General features: G+C 70.7%; 13 protein-coding genes. 10 read left to right on the forward strand and 3 right to left on the reverse strand.

Annotated elements, in window-relative coordinates; all coding sequences use genetic code 11:
* Positions 1-237: 237 nt before the first annotated feature.
* Both DQ384_RS40565 and DQ384_RS30530 read right to left on the reverse strand, forming a co-directional pair.
* Positions 238-810 carry a hypothetical protein gene (locus DQ384_RS40565; protein ID WP_147268946.1) on the reverse strand — a complete coding sequence of 191 codons (573 nt, stop codon included), beginning with the start codon at positions 808-810 and terminating at the stop codon, positions 238-240.
* Positions 744-2,279 (reverse strand): SWIM zinc finger family protein, encoded by a 1,536-nt coding sequence (locus DQ384_RS30530; RefSeq protein ID WP_147268947.1) that lies wholly within the window; start codon positions 2,277-2,279, stop codon positions 744-746. Before DQ384_RS30530 ends, DQ384_RS40565 begins: the two co-directional genes overlap by 67 nt.
* 645 nt (positions 2,280-2,924) lie before the next feature.
* Here DQ384_RS30530 and DQ384_RS30535 point away from each other — a divergent pair.
* The 10 genes from DQ384_RS30535 (at position 2,925) to DQ384_RS30580 (ending at position 14,261) form a co-directional block, all read left to right on the forward strand.
* Positions 2,925-3,917, forward strand: a complete 993-nt coding sequence (locus tag DQ384_RS30535) for an aldo/keto reductase (RefSeq protein ID WP_114032349.1) — start codon at positions 2,925-2,927, stop codon at positions 3,915-3,917.
* A gap of 202 nt (positions 3,918-4,119) precedes the next feature.
* The gene (locus DQ384_RS43255) at positions 4,120-4,290 is read left to right on the forward strand and encodes a DUF2637 domain-containing protein (protein ID WP_281274131.1); all 171 of its coding nucleotides are present in this window, start codon (positions 4,120-4,122) and stop codon (positions 4,288-4,290) included.
* A gap of 653 nt (positions 4,291-4,943) precedes the next feature.
* Positions 4,944-5,675, forward strand: coding sequence for an aquaporin (locus DQ384_RS30545; protein WP_114032350.1), 732 nt, complete (start codon positions 4,944-4,946; stop codon positions 5,673-5,675).
* 237 nt (positions 5,676-5,912) lie between these two features.
* Complete coding sequence (locus DQ384_RS30550; RefSeq protein WP_114032351.1) at positions 5,913-7,613, forward strand: OPT/YSL family transporter; 1,701 nt, start codon at positions 5,913-5,915, stop codon at positions 7,611-7,613.
* Between the two features lie 111 nt (positions 7,614-7,724).
* Complete coding sequence (locus DQ384_RS43785; protein WP_281274132.1) at positions 7,725-7,859, forward strand: hypothetical protein; 135 nt, start codon at positions 7,725-7,727, stop codon at positions 7,857-7,859.
* Positions 7,860-7,959: 100 nt separating this feature from the next.
* Positions 7,960-9,483 carry a radical SAM/SPASM domain-containing protein gene (locus tag DQ384_RS30560; RefSeq protein WP_114032353.1) on the forward strand — a complete coding sequence of 508 codons (1,524 nt, stop codon included), beginning with the start codon at positions 7,960-7,962 and terminating at the stop codon, positions 9,481-9,483.
* The gene (locus DQ384_RS30565) at positions 9,438-10,331 is read left to right on the forward strand and encodes a methyltransferase domain-containing protein (protein ID WP_147268948.1); all 894 of its coding nucleotides are present in this window, start codon (positions 9,438-9,440) and stop codon (positions 10,329-10,331) included. Before DQ384_RS30560 ends, DQ384_RS30565 begins: the two co-directional genes overlap by 46 nt.
* Positions 10,322-11,701 (forward strand): TldD/PmbA family protein, encoded by a 1,380-nt coding sequence (locus tag DQ384_RS30570; RefSeq protein WP_181871507.1) that lies wholly within the window; start codon positions 10,322-10,324, stop codon positions 11,699-11,701. The genes DQ384_RS30565 and DQ384_RS30570 overlap by 10 nt, the downstream gene beginning before the upstream one ends.
* The gene (locus tag DQ384_RS30575; protein WP_181871508.1) at positions 11,685-13,022 is read left to right on the forward strand and encodes a metallopeptidase TldD-related protein; all 1,338 of its coding nucleotides are present in this window, start codon (positions 11,685-11,687) and stop codon (positions 13,020-13,022) included. Before DQ384_RS30570 ends, DQ384_RS30575 begins: the two co-directional genes overlap by 17 nt.
* 15 nt (positions 13,023-13,037) lie before the next feature.
* On the forward strand, positions 13,038-14,261 hold the full coding sequence (locus DQ384_RS30580) for an NAD(P)/FAD-dependent oxidoreductase (RefSeq protein WP_114032357.1): 1,224 nt from the start codon (positions 13,038-13,040) through the stop codon (positions 14,259-14,261).
* A gap of 1,385 nt (positions 14,262-15,646) precedes the next feature.
* Here the strand turns inward: DQ384_RS30580 and pepN are convergent.
* Positions 15,647-18,148, reverse strand: coding sequence for an aminopeptidase N (pepN, locus tag DQ384_RS30585; protein WP_114032358.1), 2,502 nt, complete (start codon positions 18,146-18,148; stop codon positions 15,647-15,649).
* Positions 18,149-18,225 lie beyond the last annotated feature (77 nt).

The raw sequence follows: 18,225 nt of genomic DNA on the forward strand, positions 1-18,225 counted from the left end.
GGAGCTGCCCGATGCCGGACGTTCGCTGCCCTGGCGCCGTGCTGTTCGACCGCGACGGCACCCTCATCGAGAACGTGCCCTACAACGCTGCTCCCCGCCGGGTACGCCCCTTCGCCGGCGCACGCGAGGCCCTGGATCTGCTGCGGGACGCCGGAATCTGCGGCGGCGCCCGAGGTCGCGGCGGACATCATCGCCGCGGCAGGACGGGCGATGGCGTGAGCGTCCCGCCAGAGGATCTCAGGAACGGTACGCGTCGATCAGGTCGTCCCCGTGGGGATCCTTCGCGGTTCCATGGGCGCGCGGAGCGCTGATGGAGGTTTTCACGTCCCAGCTGAACCGGGTGGCGACGGCCACGGACTCCACCGGGTACCCCTCGCCGGGCCGCCAGACCGCCTGGACCACGATCGGCTTTCCTGTCATGTCGGTGGCGATCCCCCACATGACGGTGATGCCTTTGAACCGGGGGTCCAGCCGCCCGCCGAGCATGGTCCGGAACGGCTTGGACATTGCGAACAGCTTGCCGAAGGTCGTCGTGCCGCGGTAGCTCCACGTCTTCTTGACCGCACGGTCGTCGGCGTCGAAGACCGTCGATCCTTGCTTGTTGCTGGACGCGGTGGCGACCAGACCCTTGAGCGTCCCGAGGTCGAAGGCGTCGATGATCTGGTCACCGTACAGTGCCGCGCCGTCAGCGAGGGTGGGCTGGCCATGGTGTTCAGGGCCGGGCCCGGCGTCCGCTGCTGTCTCTACGTTCCCGCTGCGCCTTCCCTCGCCTGTCGCAGCCGCAGCCGCAGGTACTCGCTGAGATCGCACCCCTCGGCGGCCTCCCGGGCGCCTTCGATGTCCCCCTCCCACAGCAGGATCTCGACCAGCACGGCGTTGCGGTCGCGGTCGCCCGACCCGGCGAGCCGGTCGCGCAGGAGGTCCAGGGCCCGGCCGCGCCAGCGTGGCCAGTGTTCGCCGGCGGCCTCGGCGAGCGACCGGTAGCTCGCCAGGGAGGGGGTGTCGATGAACACCGGCCACAACATTTTGACGGCCTCTCTGCGCTCGTCCATCCGGAGCAGACATCGTGCGCCGAGATCGCGCAGGTCGGCGTCGCCATCGCGCTCCTCCAGGCCACGCCTGATCCACTCCACGACCTTCTTGTCCTTGCGTTCGACCACGAGCGCCCACGCGATGCGCAGGATGTCCTGCTTCGAGGGCTCGTCCGCTCCCAGCAGCGCGATGAGCGCCTTGGATCCGCCCTCGTGCGCGGCCGTCTGCTCCCGCAGGCGCATGAGCGTCGCCAGGTCGTCCTCGGTGAACTCGTCCGGCTCCGAGCGCAGGAAACGCCAGGCGCGTTCGACGCGGTTGCGGAGGCGGTCCGCGCCCACCTCGCCGAGCGGCACGGCGTAGCCGCAGACCATGTCCGCGGGCGGCTCGCCCGTCACCAGTGCCAGGTCCACCAGGCGGTCGGCGAGCGCCACCGGGTCGGGATGGACGTTCGCGCAGATCGTCATGTGGATCCCCCAGGCGCGGGCGAGCGCGAGGCCGACCAGGAACCCGTGTCCCTCCGCGTACGGGACGAGCAAGTCGATCGCGTACTCGGCCAGCTCGATCGCGGCTGGGACCAACCCGTTCGTGGCTAGGACGGCCACTTCGGCCAGAGTCGCCTCGAACGCGCCGAACCACTCGGCTTTCTCCTCGAGGGGATCGGCGCGTGCCCCCTCGGCCGCCTCCGTGAGACGGCGGCGCAGATCCTCGGCCTCCGGCACGGCGCCCACCTCCAAGAAGGCCGCTCCCTCCAGCCGGGCGCGCAGCGCAGGCACCGTTCCGGCGGCGCCTATCAGCTCCTCGACCAGCCACGTGACGTCCCGGGTGGAGAGGAAAGCGCGCAGCCGCGCGTCAGAGACCTTCGGCGGGGGAATCTTCGGCGCGGGAATCTTCGGCGCGCGAACCTTCGATGCGGGAATTTTCGGCGCAGGGCTTTCGGGCGCGGGGTCGGGCATGCGTGGCCGCTCCGGTTGCGCCATCCAGGCCAGGGCCGTCGCCACGCAGTGCTTGCAGAAGAACCCCTTCTTGCCCTGCGGACAGGAGCACAGGCCGTTCATCCGGGTGTCGGTCAGTTCGAGCCGCACCTGGTACGGCTCCGGCCCCCTGCCGGTTACCGTGGCGGTCGCACCGGCCGCCGTCACCGTCAGCTCCTCGACCCGTCCCTTGGCGAAATAGGCCTTGCCATTGTTGAAGGTATAGTGTCCGGCCCACTCACGTAATCGCCCCTGGCTCACTAATCGTCCTGCCACGACAAGCCATATTGCCGCCATAACCTCGCGGGCGCGTACTGATCGAGAAAGGGCGGGACGGTCAGCTCAGGCCGGCGTCGCGGACCAGGAGCGCGATACCCATACCCAGATCTGCAAGATCCTGGGACTGTCCGACAAGAGACTTGTGCGTGTGCGATGCCCACGTTGGGGACCGATCCCGCAGCGGCGGAGGGGAATACGGCATCGAGCTGGGGATCGTACCGCTTTCTGGGTGCCATGATGTTCGGCGCGGTCGGCGATCCCCGGCAGCCGTACGGGTCCCCAGGTGCCGGCGCCCGGCGTTGCCCGCCCACATCCCGAGCAAGGGAGCTCCTCACCCGTTCGGGCCGCCAGAGGCTCCACTTCCGTCCAGAATCCCTCGTCCGCCGGCGGGTAAGGGGCCACGTCGTCGAGGTCCGGGGTGTAAGGCGAGGTGTGGTCCAGGTCCACCAACAGCCCGGGTTTCGTGCCCCGGTGGCTGTGGATGTAGCGGTGGTAGTCCCAGCCCATCGTGACCTTGAATCGGCTACCCTCCCCAAGTTGGCACCTCCGTCCCCTCCCCGCGCGACATTGCTCGTACCAGTCCAGCCCGGCCTTGAGTGGCGCCTTAAGTACGCGACATGGATAGCCAGGAGATGATTCAACATGAAGTACCGCACGATTGGCAGCGATCCGATGACTCGCCGTGATGTCAGCGTGCTGAGCCTTGGCGCGATGCTGTTCGGTACCGCCACCGACGAGGCGACGTCGTTCGCCATCCTCGACCGCTTCGTCGAGGCCGGCGGGAATTTCATCGACACCGCCAATAACTACGCCTACTGGGTCAATGGCACTCAGGGGGGTGAAAGCGAAACCCTGCTCGGCCGCTGGCGACGCAGCCGCAACGTCACCGATGAGATCGTCATCGCCACCAAGCTCGGAGGGCGGCCCAACGCTCCGGCGACCGGCCTCAGCCACGACCTTGAGGGCTTGTCCGCCCAGGTGATCCGGGAATCCTCGGAGCGGAGCAGGGAACGGCTCGGCGTGGACAAGCTGGACCTCCTGTACGCACACGTATACCTCGAAGGTTCCAAGGTGCCGCTGGAGGAGACCGTCGAGGCATTCGCAGGTTTGGTCCAGGAAGGCACCGTGGGTCTCCTCGGGGCGAGCAACCACTGGGCCTGGCGACTCGAGCGGGCCCGGAACCTGGCGGCCACGGCGGGGCTGCCCGGCTATGAAGTCCTGCAGTACCACCACTCCTACCTGCGTCCGCGCACCGATCTGCCGACGCTGCGCTCCAAGGACGGAAACCTCGGTGTGGTCGGCGGGAACCTGCTCAGCTATCTGAGAGCCGAGCCCGCACTCACGCTGGTCGCCTACTCGCCCTTGCTGGGCGGCGGCTACGTGCGTGAAGACAAGCCGCTCGATGCCGCGTTCGACCACCCAGGCACACCCCAGCGTCTCGCGGCACTGCGGGAAGTGGCGAAGGAGACGGGAGCGACCGTCAACCAGGTGGTGCTCGCCTGGCTCATCGGCGGCGATATTCCGATGATCCCGCTGGTTGGAGCCTCCTCGGTCGAGCAGCTGGAGGAGAGCCTGGCTGCAGTGGACCTGGAGTTGACGGCGGAACAGCAGGCGAAGCTCGACGCCGCGTACTGACACTCCACCACATTCGGCATCCTAAGAACGACCTCTACACGCAGATGGGCCTGTACCTCGTCTACGACCCCATGGAGAGGGTTGTCCTAGTCGAGGCCAGGCCCAGCATGTACCAGAGTGCGTGTCCGAGGGCGGAGCCGTACCAATTGCACATTCCTTCGTCCTCACCACCAGGTTCTTGCTGGGACAGGGGTGAGCGGGCATGGGAGCTCCTCGGGCAGATCAGTGGATCCGGCGTACCACGACCGCCGGCGTCGTCGTGCTCGCTGCAATCGCGGCAGTGGTCTCCTATGCCCACATGCACGAACTGGTGCTCCGCCACGGAGAGAGCCCGTGGGGGGCGGCCCTGATCCCTCTGTCCGTCGACGGCTGATCGTCGCCGCTACCATGTCGCTGCTTCTCGCCAGCCGACGCGGCGGGGATGGTTCCTACGACGAGGCGGAGCAGTCGCTCAGGAAAATGTGCTCCCCGCGCACGCGGGATGGTCCCAATAGGCTGGGCTGGTTTTCCTCGCGCAAACCGGGCTCCTCGCGCACGTGAGGAGCGTCCGCGGGGCTGTTGTTCGTCGGCGTGGTCGGGAGTGGCGTGTGAGGTCTGATCGGTGTGGTGATGTGGCTGGGGGTGTGGCTTTCGGGTGGGGGTTTTATTGGGGGCGCTGATTGTACATGCATCCAATGGGCGCTCATTGGCCGCTTCCCGTTTGCATTGATATCTGTCAATATCGATGCGGATGGCGGCAGACGGGTGACGAGTGCGGCTGGTCGGGCGGGGGATCGGTCCTCGCCTGGTGAGACGGCGGCTCGGGACGCGCGGCTGGTGCGTCCATCGCGAGCAAAGGCGCTCGCCGGTCCTGGACGGCTGGGCGCCATGGTGATGGGTGCCGGTCACATGAATGGGAGGCCGCGTGCGCGACTCGGTAGCCTGCGGGAGACTTTTCCAATCCACGGTCGGTGACGAACTTTCCGTGGTCGGTGACGGACTTCGGGTGGCCGAAGGTGTCGGGTCGGCGCGAATCGGGGGCCTTCGGTGAGCGCGGCATTGCCGCGCCGCGCGCTGGCTGAGTTTCTGGGCACGCTGCTGCTGGTGACGGTGGTGGTCGGGTCGGGGATCATGGCGCAGGAGCTCTCGCCCAATGACGTCGGACTCCAGCTCCTGGAGAACTCCACGGCGACCGTTTTCGGCTTGGGCGTGCTGATCGTCATGCTCGGCCCCATCTCGGGCGCGCACTTCAATCCTGTGGTGACGCTGGCCGACTGGTTCCTGCATCGGAAGCTGACCGGGTCCGACGTGGGCATCTACCTCGTCTCGCAGATCGCCGGCGCCATCGCCGGGGCGATCTTGGCCAACGCGATGTTCGACAAGCCCGCTGTCGGCTGGTCGACACACGATCGTTCCGCCGGGCATCTGCTGCTCGGGGAGGTGGTGGCCACGGCCGGGCTGGCGCTGGTCATTTTCCTGCTCACTCGGGCCGGGAACGCGCGTGTGGCGCCCGTCGCGGTCGCCTCCTATATCGGTGCCGCCTACTGGTTCACCTCCTCCACCAGCTTCGCGAACCCCGCCGTCACGATCGGACGCGCGTTCTCCGACACGTTCGCCGGGATCGCTCCGTCCTCCGTGCCGGGCTTCGTCGTCGCTCAACTGGTCGGCGGGGCGATCGGGCTGGCCCTCGTCGCCGGCTTGTACGGCGGACCCTTGAGGCATGAAGCGGCGGACCGTGCGGACGCCGAACCGCGTCTCGTGGACCGCACCCTGACGTGAGAACGCCGTGCCCGCAGAGAATCGCGGGCACGCGTAAATGCCGCCGCGGAGGCGGAAAAACCTTCGTCATGCAGGTGAAACGTGTGACGTTCCGGCCTCTCGCGTGCCCTGCTATCGCGTCGCCGTGGGATCTTGTAAAAGGTCTTGACCGGCATCGGCGGCCATTTTAGTGTGAGCACTCGACGGCCACATTGATATCTATCGATGTAGCGAATCGAATGAGATGGAGGGCGCTCTGTGGGAGGAAACGAGCGCACCGTCTCCCCCTCCTCGCCCGATTCCATCGACACCTCGAATGAGACGTCGAAACCACACGACTGGCGCGAGTCGTACGTGTCCGCCACGCTCATCGGCCTGGCGATCGGTGTGCTGCTGTGCGTGCTCAACGTTCTGGTCCTGTTCAGGACGGGCACGTCGTTCGGCGGGTCGGCTCTGGTCGCCGCGCTGGGCGCCGCGTTGCTGCGGGTCACCGGCGCGTTGAGCTGGCAGGCGCTCTTCGTGGTCTTCTCCATCGCCTCCAGCGGCTACGTGGCAACCGCCGCGCTCGACACCGGCATCGGGGCCGTGGTGCTGGACGGCGGTGACCTGCCGGCCTGGGGGATCCTGGTGCTGCTGGCGATGGCCTCGAACGCCGTGGGGATCGGCCTCGGCGGGCTCGTCGCGCGGACGCTGGTGGTCGCCGAGAGCCTGCCCTATCCGACCCTGAAGCCGGCCATCACCTTGATGGCGTCGCTCAGCACCAGGGCGGGACAGGAGGGCAACCGGCTCGGCCGGACGCTGCCGGTGGCCGCGGCCGTGGGTGCCGCCTGCGCCCTGGGAGTGGCTCTGTGGGGCCATGAGGCCACGCCGGAGCTTTTCGGCTCGGGCACGCATGTGGCCCTGGCATTGTCGCCCCTGCTGTACGGGGTGGGTTTTCTCATCGGCCCGCGCGCGTGCGCGTGGCTGGCGGTCGGGTCGGCGTACACCGTCGTCGTGTGGTTCCTGCAGGACCGCTCGTCGGCCCAGCCCGCGGATTACACCGCCCATCTCTCCTATCCGTGGGTGCTCGCCGCAGGCGTCGGACTGATTCTCGGGTACTCCCTCGCCGCGATCGCGCGGGTGCGCGGCCCGCTGCTGCGGGCGCTCCGCGGCGACTTCGCGAACCGCCTGATCGGTGGCCATGCTCGCTGGTGGGCCGTGGCCGCCCTGGTCGTGCTGGCGCTGTTCGCGGCGCTGTATCCTCCGGTGCTCCGATATCTGGGATTCGGGGTGCTCGGTCTGGCGCTGCTGGTCGTGGTGACCGTGTTCCTCACCCGGGCCGGAGGGGAGATCGGCCTGGTGCCGCTGGCGCCGGCCCTCTACTTCAGTGTCGTGGTGTTCGCGGTGGCCGGGGCCGACTCGGCGACGGCGGTGCTCGTGGCGTCGACCATCTGTTGCGCCGCCATCGCGGCGGTGTACTTCACCTATTCGGCGAAGGTGGTGCACGATCGCCCGGAGACCCTGACAGAGCCGCCCAGGCGTTTGACGGGGTGGACGCAGCTCGTCGGCGGGCTGGCCGGCGCTGCGATCGGCGTGCTGGTGATCGCGGTCCTCACCCGCGCCGGCGTGATCGGCGGGGGCGCGTTCCCGGCCCCCGTCGCCACCGCGGTCCGGTTCGTGGACGCCACCGTTCGCGGTTCGTCGGACTACCCGGCCACCGTGGCCCTCGCCATGGCCATCACGGGTCCGCTGGGGGTGGGGCTGGCCTTCACCTCGGCCATGCCCACGATGATCGGCCTCGGCGTCCTGCTGCCCCCGGCCTACTCGCTGACCCTCGCCGCCGGAGGGCTGACGCAGTGGCTGCTCACCCGCCGTAATCCCGGCCGGCGCAGCGCGACGGAGATCGTCGCCTCCGGTCTGATCATCGGGGAGGGCCTGATCACCGTGGCGGTGCTCGTCGTGCGGGAGGTCCTGAGGTGATCCGGGACCTTCGCCAGGGGCGTGCGCCCCACCATCGACTCTCCCTTCCGCCTGGCGGTGGGGAGCGGGCCGGAGAGCGCGGCAGAGATCACGGCGGAGGAGGTGATACCTATGATCGCGATTTCCATGATCGAAAGCGCCGATGTGTCCGAGAAGCAGCCCGACTGCTGCACCGCCATGCGCGGCCGGAAGAACCTCGACGTCCTGACCAGCGTGATGGTGGACGACCCGGACGGCTGCGACTGACAGCCCCGGATGTACCGAAGAACCCGTTCCACATGTGTGCCGCCTGCCGCGCTCTCCAATTCCCGGCAACTCCATGGACACCGTTTCTGGGAGAGACCCAATGCTAGTCAGCCCGAACACCGTCACCTTCTCGGTGGCGCTCCCCGAAGGCACCCTGGACCCCGCTTACCTCGACGAGAGTGGCAAGGTCAGCGTCCTGGCCAACGCGGTGTCCGGATCCATGGACATCGTCACCCCCGCCGAGGTCGCCGCGCTCGAACGGCTGCGCGCGGGAGACGCCGTCGGAGTCGACGGCGAACTCCTGACCGGCCTGCTCGAACGCGGGTACGTCTGCACGGACGCGGCCGAGGAGGAGCACAGGTACCGCTCGATCGTCGACGGCTACTTCGAGGCGATCCAGCAGGCGCCGTTCCAGTTCATGTTCATTCCGTCGTACGTGTGCAACCTCGCCTGCCCGTACTGCTTCGAGGGCGAGCTGACCACCAAGAGCCCGCGCATGGACGAGGAGATGATCGAGGCCGCGTTCGACGCGATCCCGATGATCCAGGACCTGCACGAGAACTCGGGCCCTCCGTACATCACGCTGTTCGGCGGGGAGCCGTTGCTTGACACGGCCTACCAGCGCGGCGCGGTCGAGCAGATCCTGCGCGGGTCGTACGACCGTGGCTACCCGGTCACGGCGATCACCAACGGCGTGGCGCTAGACACGTACGTGCCGATGCTGTTGCGGTACGGCTGCGAGGAGGTCCAGGTCAGCCTGGACGGTACCCCCGAGATCCACGACAGCCGCCGCGTCTTCCGCAATGGAAAGCCGACCTTCGAGCTCATCGAGCGCGGCATCGACGTGGCCGCCGAGGCGGGCCTGCGGGTGCTGATCCGGGTGCTGGTCGACGAGCACAGCGTGGAATCCATGCCGCGCTTCGCCGAGTTCGCGCAGGCCAAGGGGTGGATCGACCATCCGAAGATCCGGCTGTTCAACGGCTTCACCAAGGCGACGACCTTCCTGTACGTGACGCCCGACCATCCGGAGGAGAAGCGCCGGCGCATGGTCAGGGGCGACGTGAAGCCCGGACTCCAGGACGCCTTCTTCCAGATGCTGAAGGCCAACCCGCTGGTCGACCGGATGCTCAGGCCGGACCCGGCCCGGATCCGGGCGGCTGTCCTCGAAGGCGACCGGGTGCGGCCCAACTTGCAGGGATGCAGCGCGGGTACCAGCGTCGTCGCCTTCGACCCCAACGGCAGGGTCTATGGCTGCCCGGAGACCGTGGGGCGCCCGCAGCACTCGTGCGGGACGTTCTTCCCCGAGTTCCGCTACGCGGGCGGCTACCGCGACCCCTGGCGGCACCGCCACGTGGACACCGTGCCCATGTGTCGCGAGTGCAACGTCAAGCTGTTCTGCGGGGGCGGTGGCTGCCCCATCAAGGCGTGGGCGGCCAGTGGCGGCGACTTCAACACGTGCTTCTGCCCGAAGGTGTCCAGCATCAGGACGCGGGTCGAGACCGAGCTTTCCTACCTGCTGCCGATGGCTCTGCGCCAGCGGCGGGACCAGGTCACGAGATCCGAAGGAGAAGAGGGAACGTGGGAGCAGATGACGCGCGTGGGTTCATTTCCCTGGATGAGCTGATCCGGCCACGGACCGTCGCCGAGCCGGATGCCTGCGGGTGTGCCCCGGAGTCCGCGGATCAGGCGGCCGGGTGCTGCGCGCCCACGCCCGCCGCCGCGTTCGTGCCCGTCGAGACGCATGTCAAGCAACGCTATGACGCGCTAGCGGTGCAGGGCGCGAGCACGCTGTGCTGCTCTCCCACCTCGGTGTACACACCCGAGGAACTGGCCGCGGTTCCCGAGTGGGTCCTGGAGCTGTCCAGCGGCTGCGGTTCGCCGATGAACGCGATCGCTCTGCGGCCGGGCCAGACGGTCGTGGACTTCGGCTGCGGCGCCGGGCTGGATCTGCTGATCGCCGCGCGCAGGGTGGGCGAGACGGGCCGGGTCATCGGGGTCGACGCGTCGATGCAGATGGTCAGAACGGCACGCCGCGCGGCCAGGGAAATGGGGCTGTCCAACGTCGACGTGCGCGTCGGCGACATCCGCCGGCCGCCGGTGCGCGAGGCCACCGTGGACGTGGTGATGAGCAACTGCGTCCTCGGCATGTTCCCGGACAAGCAGGAGGTGCTGAGGGCCGTTGCCGGGGTCCTGCGCCCGGGCGGCGTCGCCGTGATCTCCGACGTCGTCTACTCCGACGGCGGCCCGCCCCCGCCGGACGTGGCGGTCGGCGAGTCGGCTGGGGCCGAGGACTTCGCCAGATGCGTGGTCGGCATGACCGAAAGCCAGTACCGGGACCTGGTCCTCGGCGCGGGGTTCGGGCGTGTGGAGATGCGCAGCGACGGGCTCGTTCCCTACCGGGACGGCGCGGAGGTCACCAGCGCGATGATCTTCGCCTACCGGGACGACAGCCCCGCGCAACCGTGCTGCTGACCGACGGCTCGCCCGCGGCCTTCCGGGTCGCGGGTCTACGCGCCGCCGACTACGCGGAGATCCGTGTCGAACGGGCCCGGATGACCGACCTGGTGTGGCGCGGCGACGGCCTGGAAAGCAGCGTGACCAGCCGGGACGAGGGCTGCTGCGCCCGGGTGATCGGCCCGGCCGGGTCCTCGTTCGCGTCGTCCACCGTGCTGGACGCGGCGGCGGTGCTGCGCCGGGCCAAACGCGACGCCTCCGCGCTGGGTGCCGCGACGGGACGCCTCGCCGGACACCGGCCCTACCGGGAAGAACCCGTCGTGGAGTTCGGCGAGCCGGCGGAGCGGGTCGGCGTGGCGGAGAAGACCGAACTGCTCGGTTCCTACCACGCGATGGCATTGGCCGCGCACCCGTCCGTCACCGGGGCGCTGGTCTACTACCGGGAACGCGTGGCGGACGTCGAGCTCGTCACCAGCGAGGGAACCGGCATCGGCTACCGGCGCAGGGACCTGACCCTGCAGATCACGGTCTACGCCGACGGAGGCGCCGCGCGGACCGCGGGGTCGGTGTCCGTGGGCAGCGGCGGCGACTTCTCCGTGGTGCGCGACCTCGCCGCCCGCGTGGAGTCGGCCGTCGCGACCGCCGTGGACCTGCGCGACGCGCCCGTCCTCGAAGCCGGGACCTACGACGTCGTCTGCGACGGCCCGCTGTCCGGCATCTGGGCGCACGAGACGATCGGGCACCTGGCCGAGGCCGACCATCATCTCGGGGACGCCGGCCTGCAGCGGTCGCTGGCCGCCGGCTGCAGGCTCGGCCCGCCCGTCCTCACCATCACCGATCACCCGGGACGGCCGGGCGCGCGGGGGTTCGTCCCCGTGGACGACGAGGGAACCGGTGGAGAGCCGGTCGCCCTGCTGCGCGAGGGAGTCGTGGCCCGTCCCCGGCTGCACGACCGCTCGACCGCCGCGGCCTTCGGTGAGACGCCCACCGGGAACGCGCGCGCCCTGAGCTTCCGCCACCCGCCGCTGCCCCGGCTGCGGACCATCGCGATCGCCCCGGGTGCCGCGTCCGAAGAGGAACTGATCGGCGGAGTGGGCCGCGGGCTGCTGGCGCGCGGCGTCCTCGGCGGCCAAACCGACCGGGCCGGGTTCACGTTCATGCCGGCCGAATGCCGGGAGATCCGTGACGGTGAGGTCGGCCGGCTGGTCAGAGGCGTGGTGCTGTCCGGAGAGGTGCTCGGCGCCTTCGAGGCCATCGACGCGGTCGGCGGGGAGCAGTGGCGCGGCGACACCTCGGCGAGCTGCGGCAAGCAGGGGCAGCATCCCTTGCCGGTCAGCTCCTGGGCGCCTCCGCTCCGGTTGCGAGGTATACGTGTCCACCCTGGCTGAGGGGGTGGAACGGATCGGCGAGGCCGTCGCGGCGCACGCCGAGCGCTGGGTAGTGCTCGGCGTCGAGCGCGACGACACCGTGGTGGAGGTCGGCTCGGGTGTCCCGGACGCGGTCAGGTCGTCCCATGAGACCGCGCTGTGCCTGCGCGTGTACCGCGACGGCAGGGTGGGCACCGCCTGCACGACGCGTCCCGGCGACGTGGAGGAACTGGTCGGCGATGCGGTGCGGAACGCGGCGCACGGGCCCCCCGCGCCCACGGATATCGCCCCGCCCGGCTTCGCGCCACCCGCAATGCCCGCCACCGTCTTCGACGGCGACGTGCGATCCGTTCGTCTGCTCGCCGAGCGATTGGGAGCGCTGCAACACGCCGTGGGGCTGATGGTGCACGGCACGGTCACGAGGACCGAGCAAACGGTCCACCGCGCGGCTCCGGAGGGACGGACGGAGACCGGCGACGGCTTCTTCCACATCGCCGCCTTGGCCGAAGGCGCCGTCGCGCAGTTGCCCTGGACCGGTTGGACCCGCTCTGCGACGCTGCCGGCCGCGCTCACCGCGTGGTTGCGCGCGGCGGCCGAGTGGGATGGACTGCCGTCCGCCGAGGCGCCGCAGCGGGGTCACGATGTGCTGCTGGCGCCCTCGGCGGTGCACACCCTGCTCACTCCGCTGGTCACCGCGCTGAGCGGCACCGCCGTCACGGCCGGCCGGTCCTTCGCCGCCGGGCGCCTGGGGGAGCGCCTCCTGCACCCCTCGATCAGCCTGTGCGACCACCCCTCCGCGGACGGAGACGGAGACGCGGAGGGAACGGGAGGGCTGGCCTGGCCGGTCGGCGACGACGACGGCGTGCCCTGCGCCGGGCTGACGCTGGTCGACCGAGGCGTCCCGGTCGGGATCTACCACAGCCGCCGGACGGCGGCCGCGTGCGGGGAGGCGCCCACCGGGCACGGTTTCCGTGGGAACGCGCTGCGCCGCACGGTGCTGAAACCGGTGACACCAGTGCTGAACGGGGCCACGCTGTCCGCCGGACCCGCCGACACCGGCTCCTTCGACGAATTGCTCGGCGGCGTGCGCGAGGGGGTGCTGATCGAATCGCTCATGGGCGGCCAGCAGCGCGCCGGGTCGTCCCCGGTCGTCGAGGCCAGGGTGCGGCTCGGCTTCCTGATCAGGAACGGCCGGGTGGCCGGCGTCCTGCGTCCGTATCCGATCGCCCTGGACCTGCGCGAAGTGCTCGGCACCCGCTTCCGCGCGGCCGGCGACCGCCCATGGGCCGTGAGCCGTGTCTGGACGGGCCGACTGCCGTTCGTGCTGGCCGGCGGAGCATGAGGCGAGGAGGGACCGATGTATGACGTCATCGTGGTCGGTGGCGGCGTGACCGGTGCCGCGAGCGCCGCCCTGCTGGCTCGGCAAGGTCTGCGGGTCATGCTCTGCGACCGCACCGGCCTGCCCGCGCCCGCCGTTTCCACCCACTTCTTCGGCCCCTCCGTGCTGTCCTTCCTGCACGGCCTCGGGGTGCTGGACGAGGTGCTCGCGACCGGGGCGCCACCGCTGCGGCGCTGGCATCTGGAGGTCGAGGGCGGCTACTACGGGGCGCCCATGCTGCCCCGCTCGCCGTACCACTACAACCTGTGCGTGCGCCGCGAGACGCTGAGCGCGATCCTGCTGCGCGCCGCGAGCCGGCACGGAGCCGAGATCAGGGAACGCAGCCCGGTCCGGTCGCTGCGCCGGGACGGCGACCAGGTCACCGGGGTGGAGGGGGACGGCTGGTCGGAGAAGGCCAGGATCGTCGTCGGCGCCGACGGACGCGGGTCCCAGGTCGCCCGCCGGACCGGGGCCGCCACCACCTTCGACGCCGGGGTCATGCGCTGCACCTTCCACGCCTACTGGGAAGGCGTCGTCCCGTTGCCCGCGCCGGCCCTGGAGCTGTGGCACGACGGCGGGCACGTGCTCCAGGTCGGCCCGTGCGACGGCGGCCGCTGGGTGGTGATGCTGTCCGCCCCCATCGAGCAGTACGACATGCTCCGCAGCGGCGCGAGCACCGGGTACGAAGCCCGGCTCCGTGCGATCCCCGCCATGGCCGACCGGCTGCGCGGCGCGCGCCGGGTCTCGCCCGTGTACGGGTCCAAGACCCTGCGCAACTTCCATCGCGATCCCGCGGGGCCAGGGTGGCGCCTGGCCGGTGACGCCTACTGCCACAAGGATCCGCTGTTCGGCGCAGGTATCGCCGACGGGTGCGCGGCGGCGCGGGCCCTGGCCGACACGATGCCGCCCGACGGCGACTCGCGGGAGGCGCGGGAGAGCTACGCGGCAGCCCTGGACGACCACGTGGGACAGAAAGTCCGCACAGGCCTGGCGGGACTGCGTGTCGACCCGCCCCAGCCTGGCCAGCTCGCCTGGATCCGCGGAGTGCTCGCCCACCCCGGCCTGGCCCTGGAGATGGCCCGCCGCTGCTCGGAGCTGTTCGCCGGGCTGCCGGAGGACCGCCGGGCCTTTTGGCAGCGGGTCGCCGACGGCGCCGCCGACATTCTGGACCTGCCGCCCGCGGCCCGGGTGGACCCGTCGTGAACCTGGCCGTGCCCGGTTACCTGTCCGGCCACGTCGACGACCTCGTGGCCCTGCAGGCGTGGGTGGCGCACGCCCGCTGGCTGGCCGCCACGGGGCAGAGCGCGGACGACCCGATCCCGTCCGAGGAGGGTCACGCCTGGCTGACCGGCGGCGAGCTCGTCGCGCGGGCGCTGGAGTGCGGAGATCTGCACTACGCCGAGGAACTCGTCCTGTGGTACTTCCGGGTTCGGCTGATCGGCGCGACCGCGCGCCTGCGGGCGCTCCAGCGCACCGTCACCGCCGACGTCGGCGGCCGGGCGCTCACACACGGAGAGCTGGCCGCGCTTTCCCGGACCGCCACCGACAGGCGGCTCCGCGGCCAGGTGCGATCCGCGCTGGCGGACGTCGGTGAGCGGCTCCGCGACGCCCGGCGGCGATGGCTCGACGACTACGCCGAGGCGCGCGCCGGGCTGGGCTTCGCGACGCACGCCGCGCTGGTCCGGGCGCTGCATCCGGAGGTGGACCGGTTCGTCGCGCACGCCCGGAACTGGCTGGACGCCACCCGCGCCGGGTTCCTGGAGCGGTCGCGCGGCTGGCGCGAGCACGACGGGCTGTCCGCGCCGGCACTGGGCGATGCCCGCCTGGTCGCCGCCCGCGCCATCGTGCCCGAAGGCGCGGCCGGACCGCTCGAAAGCGTCCGCTCGGCCGTCCGCGCGTGGGGGCTGGGCGAGCTCCTAGCGCGCATCCGCGTCGACGACGCCGTACGGCCGGGCAAGTCGGGGACCGCCTTCTGCTCGCCGGTGGCGCCGCCGGCCGACGTGCGGGTGTCCATCGCTCCGGGCAGGACGCTCGGACACTACGTCACGGTGCTGCACGAGATGGGTCACGCCCTCCACTTCACCGCGGGCACCCGGCACCCCGCCGACCTGTGGCGCACTCCCCCGGCGCTGACCGAGGCGTTCGGCTTCGCCGTGGAACCGGTGGTGCGGCGGCCGGACTGGCAGAGGCACCACCTCGGGGTCATGGTGGGCGCCGAGGCCGTCGAGCGCGCCTCGTTCGCCCGGGAGCACGTGCGGCGCGTGGTCGCGGCAAGCCTTTGCTACGAGATGACCGTGCACGACGGCCACCTCGATCCGGCCGCCGAGTACGTGCGCGTGTACGAGACCGAGTTCGGGGTTACGGTCGACGGCCGGGCCGCGTGGGATCGACTGCAGACGTACCTGGAGGGCAAGCCCTGCTACCCGCTGGTGTACCACCAGGCGTTCGCGCTGGCGGGGGTATTGCAGGATGATCTGGTGCAGCTCGCGGGGGAGCGCTGGTACCTGGGAGCGGACGCGGGCCCCGCTCTGCGGACGCTGTTCGGCCGGTTCGGCGCCACCGCCGATGTGTGGGAGTGGTTCGATCGCTCACCCTGCGCGGTCGAGCGCGGTCAGGTCCACGGCGAGGGTGAGTTCGGCCCTGGCCGGGCCGATCAGCCTGGGCAGCACGGGCGGGCCGCCGTCCAGAAGGCGGTCGACCTCGGTCAGCGTCCGGGGTGAGACCGACCAGGCGGGGAACATCCGGATCGCGATGGTCCGGGCCGGCTCCGCGTCGCCGGCATCGGTCACCAGCGGCGGCACGTCCTGTACGTAGCGCGCGGCGTACGGCGCGAGCACGTCGTGCTGGCCGGGGTGGACGAAGCCGCTCGCCAGCGCGCGGACCTGGGCGGTGCTCGTGCTGTCCAGGATGGTCCGCCACGCCCACTCCTTGGCCGCCGCGGTGGGCGCCGACGCCCTGAGCCGCTCGACTCGCCGCTCTCGCACGCCGATGAGGCCGTGGGCGATCTCCTCCGGGGACTCCCCGTGCGCGACCAGCGCGCGAGCCAGGCGCCAGCGCAGGTCGTCGTCCATCGCGATCGGGGCCGCCCCGTGCGTCCAGTCCCGTAGCCGGGCGCACTGGGTGGTCGTCAGGACGGCGTCCGCGGCCGCCCGGGCCGCCACCAGCCGGTGGTCGGGGCCGGCGTCACGGCTCGTGGCGAGCTCCAGCAGGAGGTCGGCGAGAGCCGGCCAGCCATGGGCGCGGGCCCAGTCCTGGTCGGTGTAGGAGGCGAGGACGGTCGCGGCCTGGCCGAACAGGCGTTGCACCACGCCGATCTGCGTCTCCGCCGCGGCCCCGCCGATGACCATCGTCAGAAACCGGCGCGGCGGGAGCTCCCGGTGCCGCACCATCTCCCATGCGGCGGTCCAGCAGAGCGAGCGGGCCATGGGGTCGCGCAGACGGCCGACCCGCCGCACGATCTCCTCGGCGGAGCGGTCGTCGAGGAGGATCCGGCAGTAGGTGAGGTCGTCGTCGTTGGGAAGCACGAGCGGTCCGCACCTGGTTCCGGTGAGCGCGTTCACCCGGGTGCGCGGCCCTTCGACGTCGACCTCGTGCCGCGCGACGCGCGTCAGGTCGCCGTGTCGGTCCTCGGCGTAGACGCCGACCGCGAGGCGGTGCGGCCTGAGCGACCCGGCCGGCGCGTGGAGCAGGTCGAACCGGGTGAAGCGTCCGTCCTCGTCGAGGCTGAAGTCCGCACGAATGTCGGTCAGTCCGGCTGTGTACAGCCAGGCGTCCGCCCACGCGGTCAGGTCGCGGTCACCGGCCTCCTGAAGGGCGGCGATCATCTCGGCGCGGCCTGCGACGCCGAAGGCGTGGTCCGCGAAGTAGTGCCGCATGCCCGCCAGGAACCGGTCGAGGCCGAGGCGGGCCACGAGCTGGCGCAGCACGCTCGCGCCCTTGTGATACGTGAGCGCGTCGAACGCCGAGCCGGCCGCGCCCAGGTCGGGGACATCGGCCACGACGGGGTGGGTGGACGGCGACTGGTCCAGAGCGTAGGCGCGGGCCTTCTTGCCCGCGGTGAAGTCGGCCCACGCGTCGGTGTGGTCGGTGAGCCGCGTCACCGCGTGGATGCCGGCCCAGGTGGCGAACGCCTCGTTCAGCCACAGGTCGTCCCACCACCGGAACGTGACGAGGTCCCCGAACCACTGGTGGGAGAGCTCGTGGAAGATCATTTCGGCTCGGCGGCGGTGCGCGTGCCGGGTGACGGTCCGGTCGAAGACGAACGTCTCCGCCGCGATGACGCAGCCGGCGTTCTCCATCGCCCCGAAGTTGAACTCGGGGGCGAAGCACAGGTCGAGTTTCCCGAACGGGTACGGCGTCGCGAACGCCCCGGAGAAGAACTCGATCCCGGCACGGAGCTGATCGAGCAACGCGGCCGCGTCGACGTGCTTCGCCAGAGACCGCCGGGCGTGCACACCGAGGGGCACCGGCCCACCCTGGTCCGCCGTCCACGAGGCCCACGGGCCTGCCGCGACGGCAACCAGGTAGGTGCTGATCGGCCGGGTCGACGCGAACCGGCGGACGTCGACCCAGCCGCCGTGGCCGGGCGAGGGAGGGCTGGCGAGGGGGGCGTTGGACAGCACGCCCCAGTCGGCCGGCGCCCGCACGTCGAGCTCGAAGGGAGCCTTGAGGTCGGGCTGGTCGAAGCAGGCGAAAACGGCCGGCGCGTGGCCGGGCTGCAGATGGCTGTAGAGGTACACCTGCCGATCCTCGGGATCCACGAATCGGTGCAGGCCCTCGCCGCAGGTGGAGTAGTCGTAGTCTCCGTCCACGACCAGCTCGTTCTCGGCCGCCAGACCGGACAGGCGGATCCGCCCAGCGCCTTCGTGGTCGAGTGGACGTCCATTGAGCAGGACCGACCGCACCCGTCGAGGGAGGGCGTCCACCCAGCTCGAAGCCCCGGGGCTGTGGCAGGTGAAGCGAATCCTGCTCCTGGACCGGAATGTCGGCTCCTCCATATGGCTCAGATCCAGGCTTATCCGATAGGAACGCACGTCCAGCAGGACGGCGCGCTCCGTGGCCTCGGCACGGGTCAGCGATGCGCGAGGCATGAAGAAACCTCCTGAACCAGAGGGTTGTCTAGACTTAAGAGAGAAATCGCCGGGTGGGTCGCGCCCGGGGCGCCTCG

It is taken from the genome of Sphaerisporangium album (assembly GCF_003323745.1).
Taxonomy (GTDB): Bacteria; Actinomycetota; Actinomycetes; order Streptosporangiales; family Streptosporangiaceae; genus Sphaerisporangium; species Sphaerisporangium album.

What these genes read in the sequence shown, in the direction of transcription:
- DQ384_RS30580 (WP_114032357.1), top strand. Translation starts at nt 13,038, where the DNA reads ATGTATGACGTCATCGTGGTCGGTGGCGGCGTGACCGGTGCCGCGAGC.
- pepN (WP_114032358.1), bottom strand. Translation starts at nt 18,148, where the DNA reads ATGCCTCGCGCATCGCTGACCCGTGCCGAGGCCACGGAGCGCGCCGTC.
- DQ384_RS43785 (WP_281274132.1), top strand. Translation starts at nt 7,725, where the DNA reads ATGATCGCGATTTCCATGATCGAAAGCGCCGATGTGTCCGAGAAGCAG.
- DQ384_RS30560 (WP_114032353.1), top strand. Translation starts at nt 7,960, where the DNA reads ATGCTAGTCAGCCCGAACACCGTCACCTTCTCGGTGGCGCTCCCCGAA.
- DQ384_RS43255 (WP_281274131.1), top strand. Translation starts at nt 4,120, where the DNA reads ATGGGAGCTCCTCGGGCAGATCAGTGGATCCGGCGTACCACGACCGCC.
- DQ384_RS30535 (WP_114032349.1), top strand. Translation starts at nt 2,925, where the DNA reads ATGAAGTACCGCACGATTGGCAGCGATCCGATGACTCGCCGTGATGTC.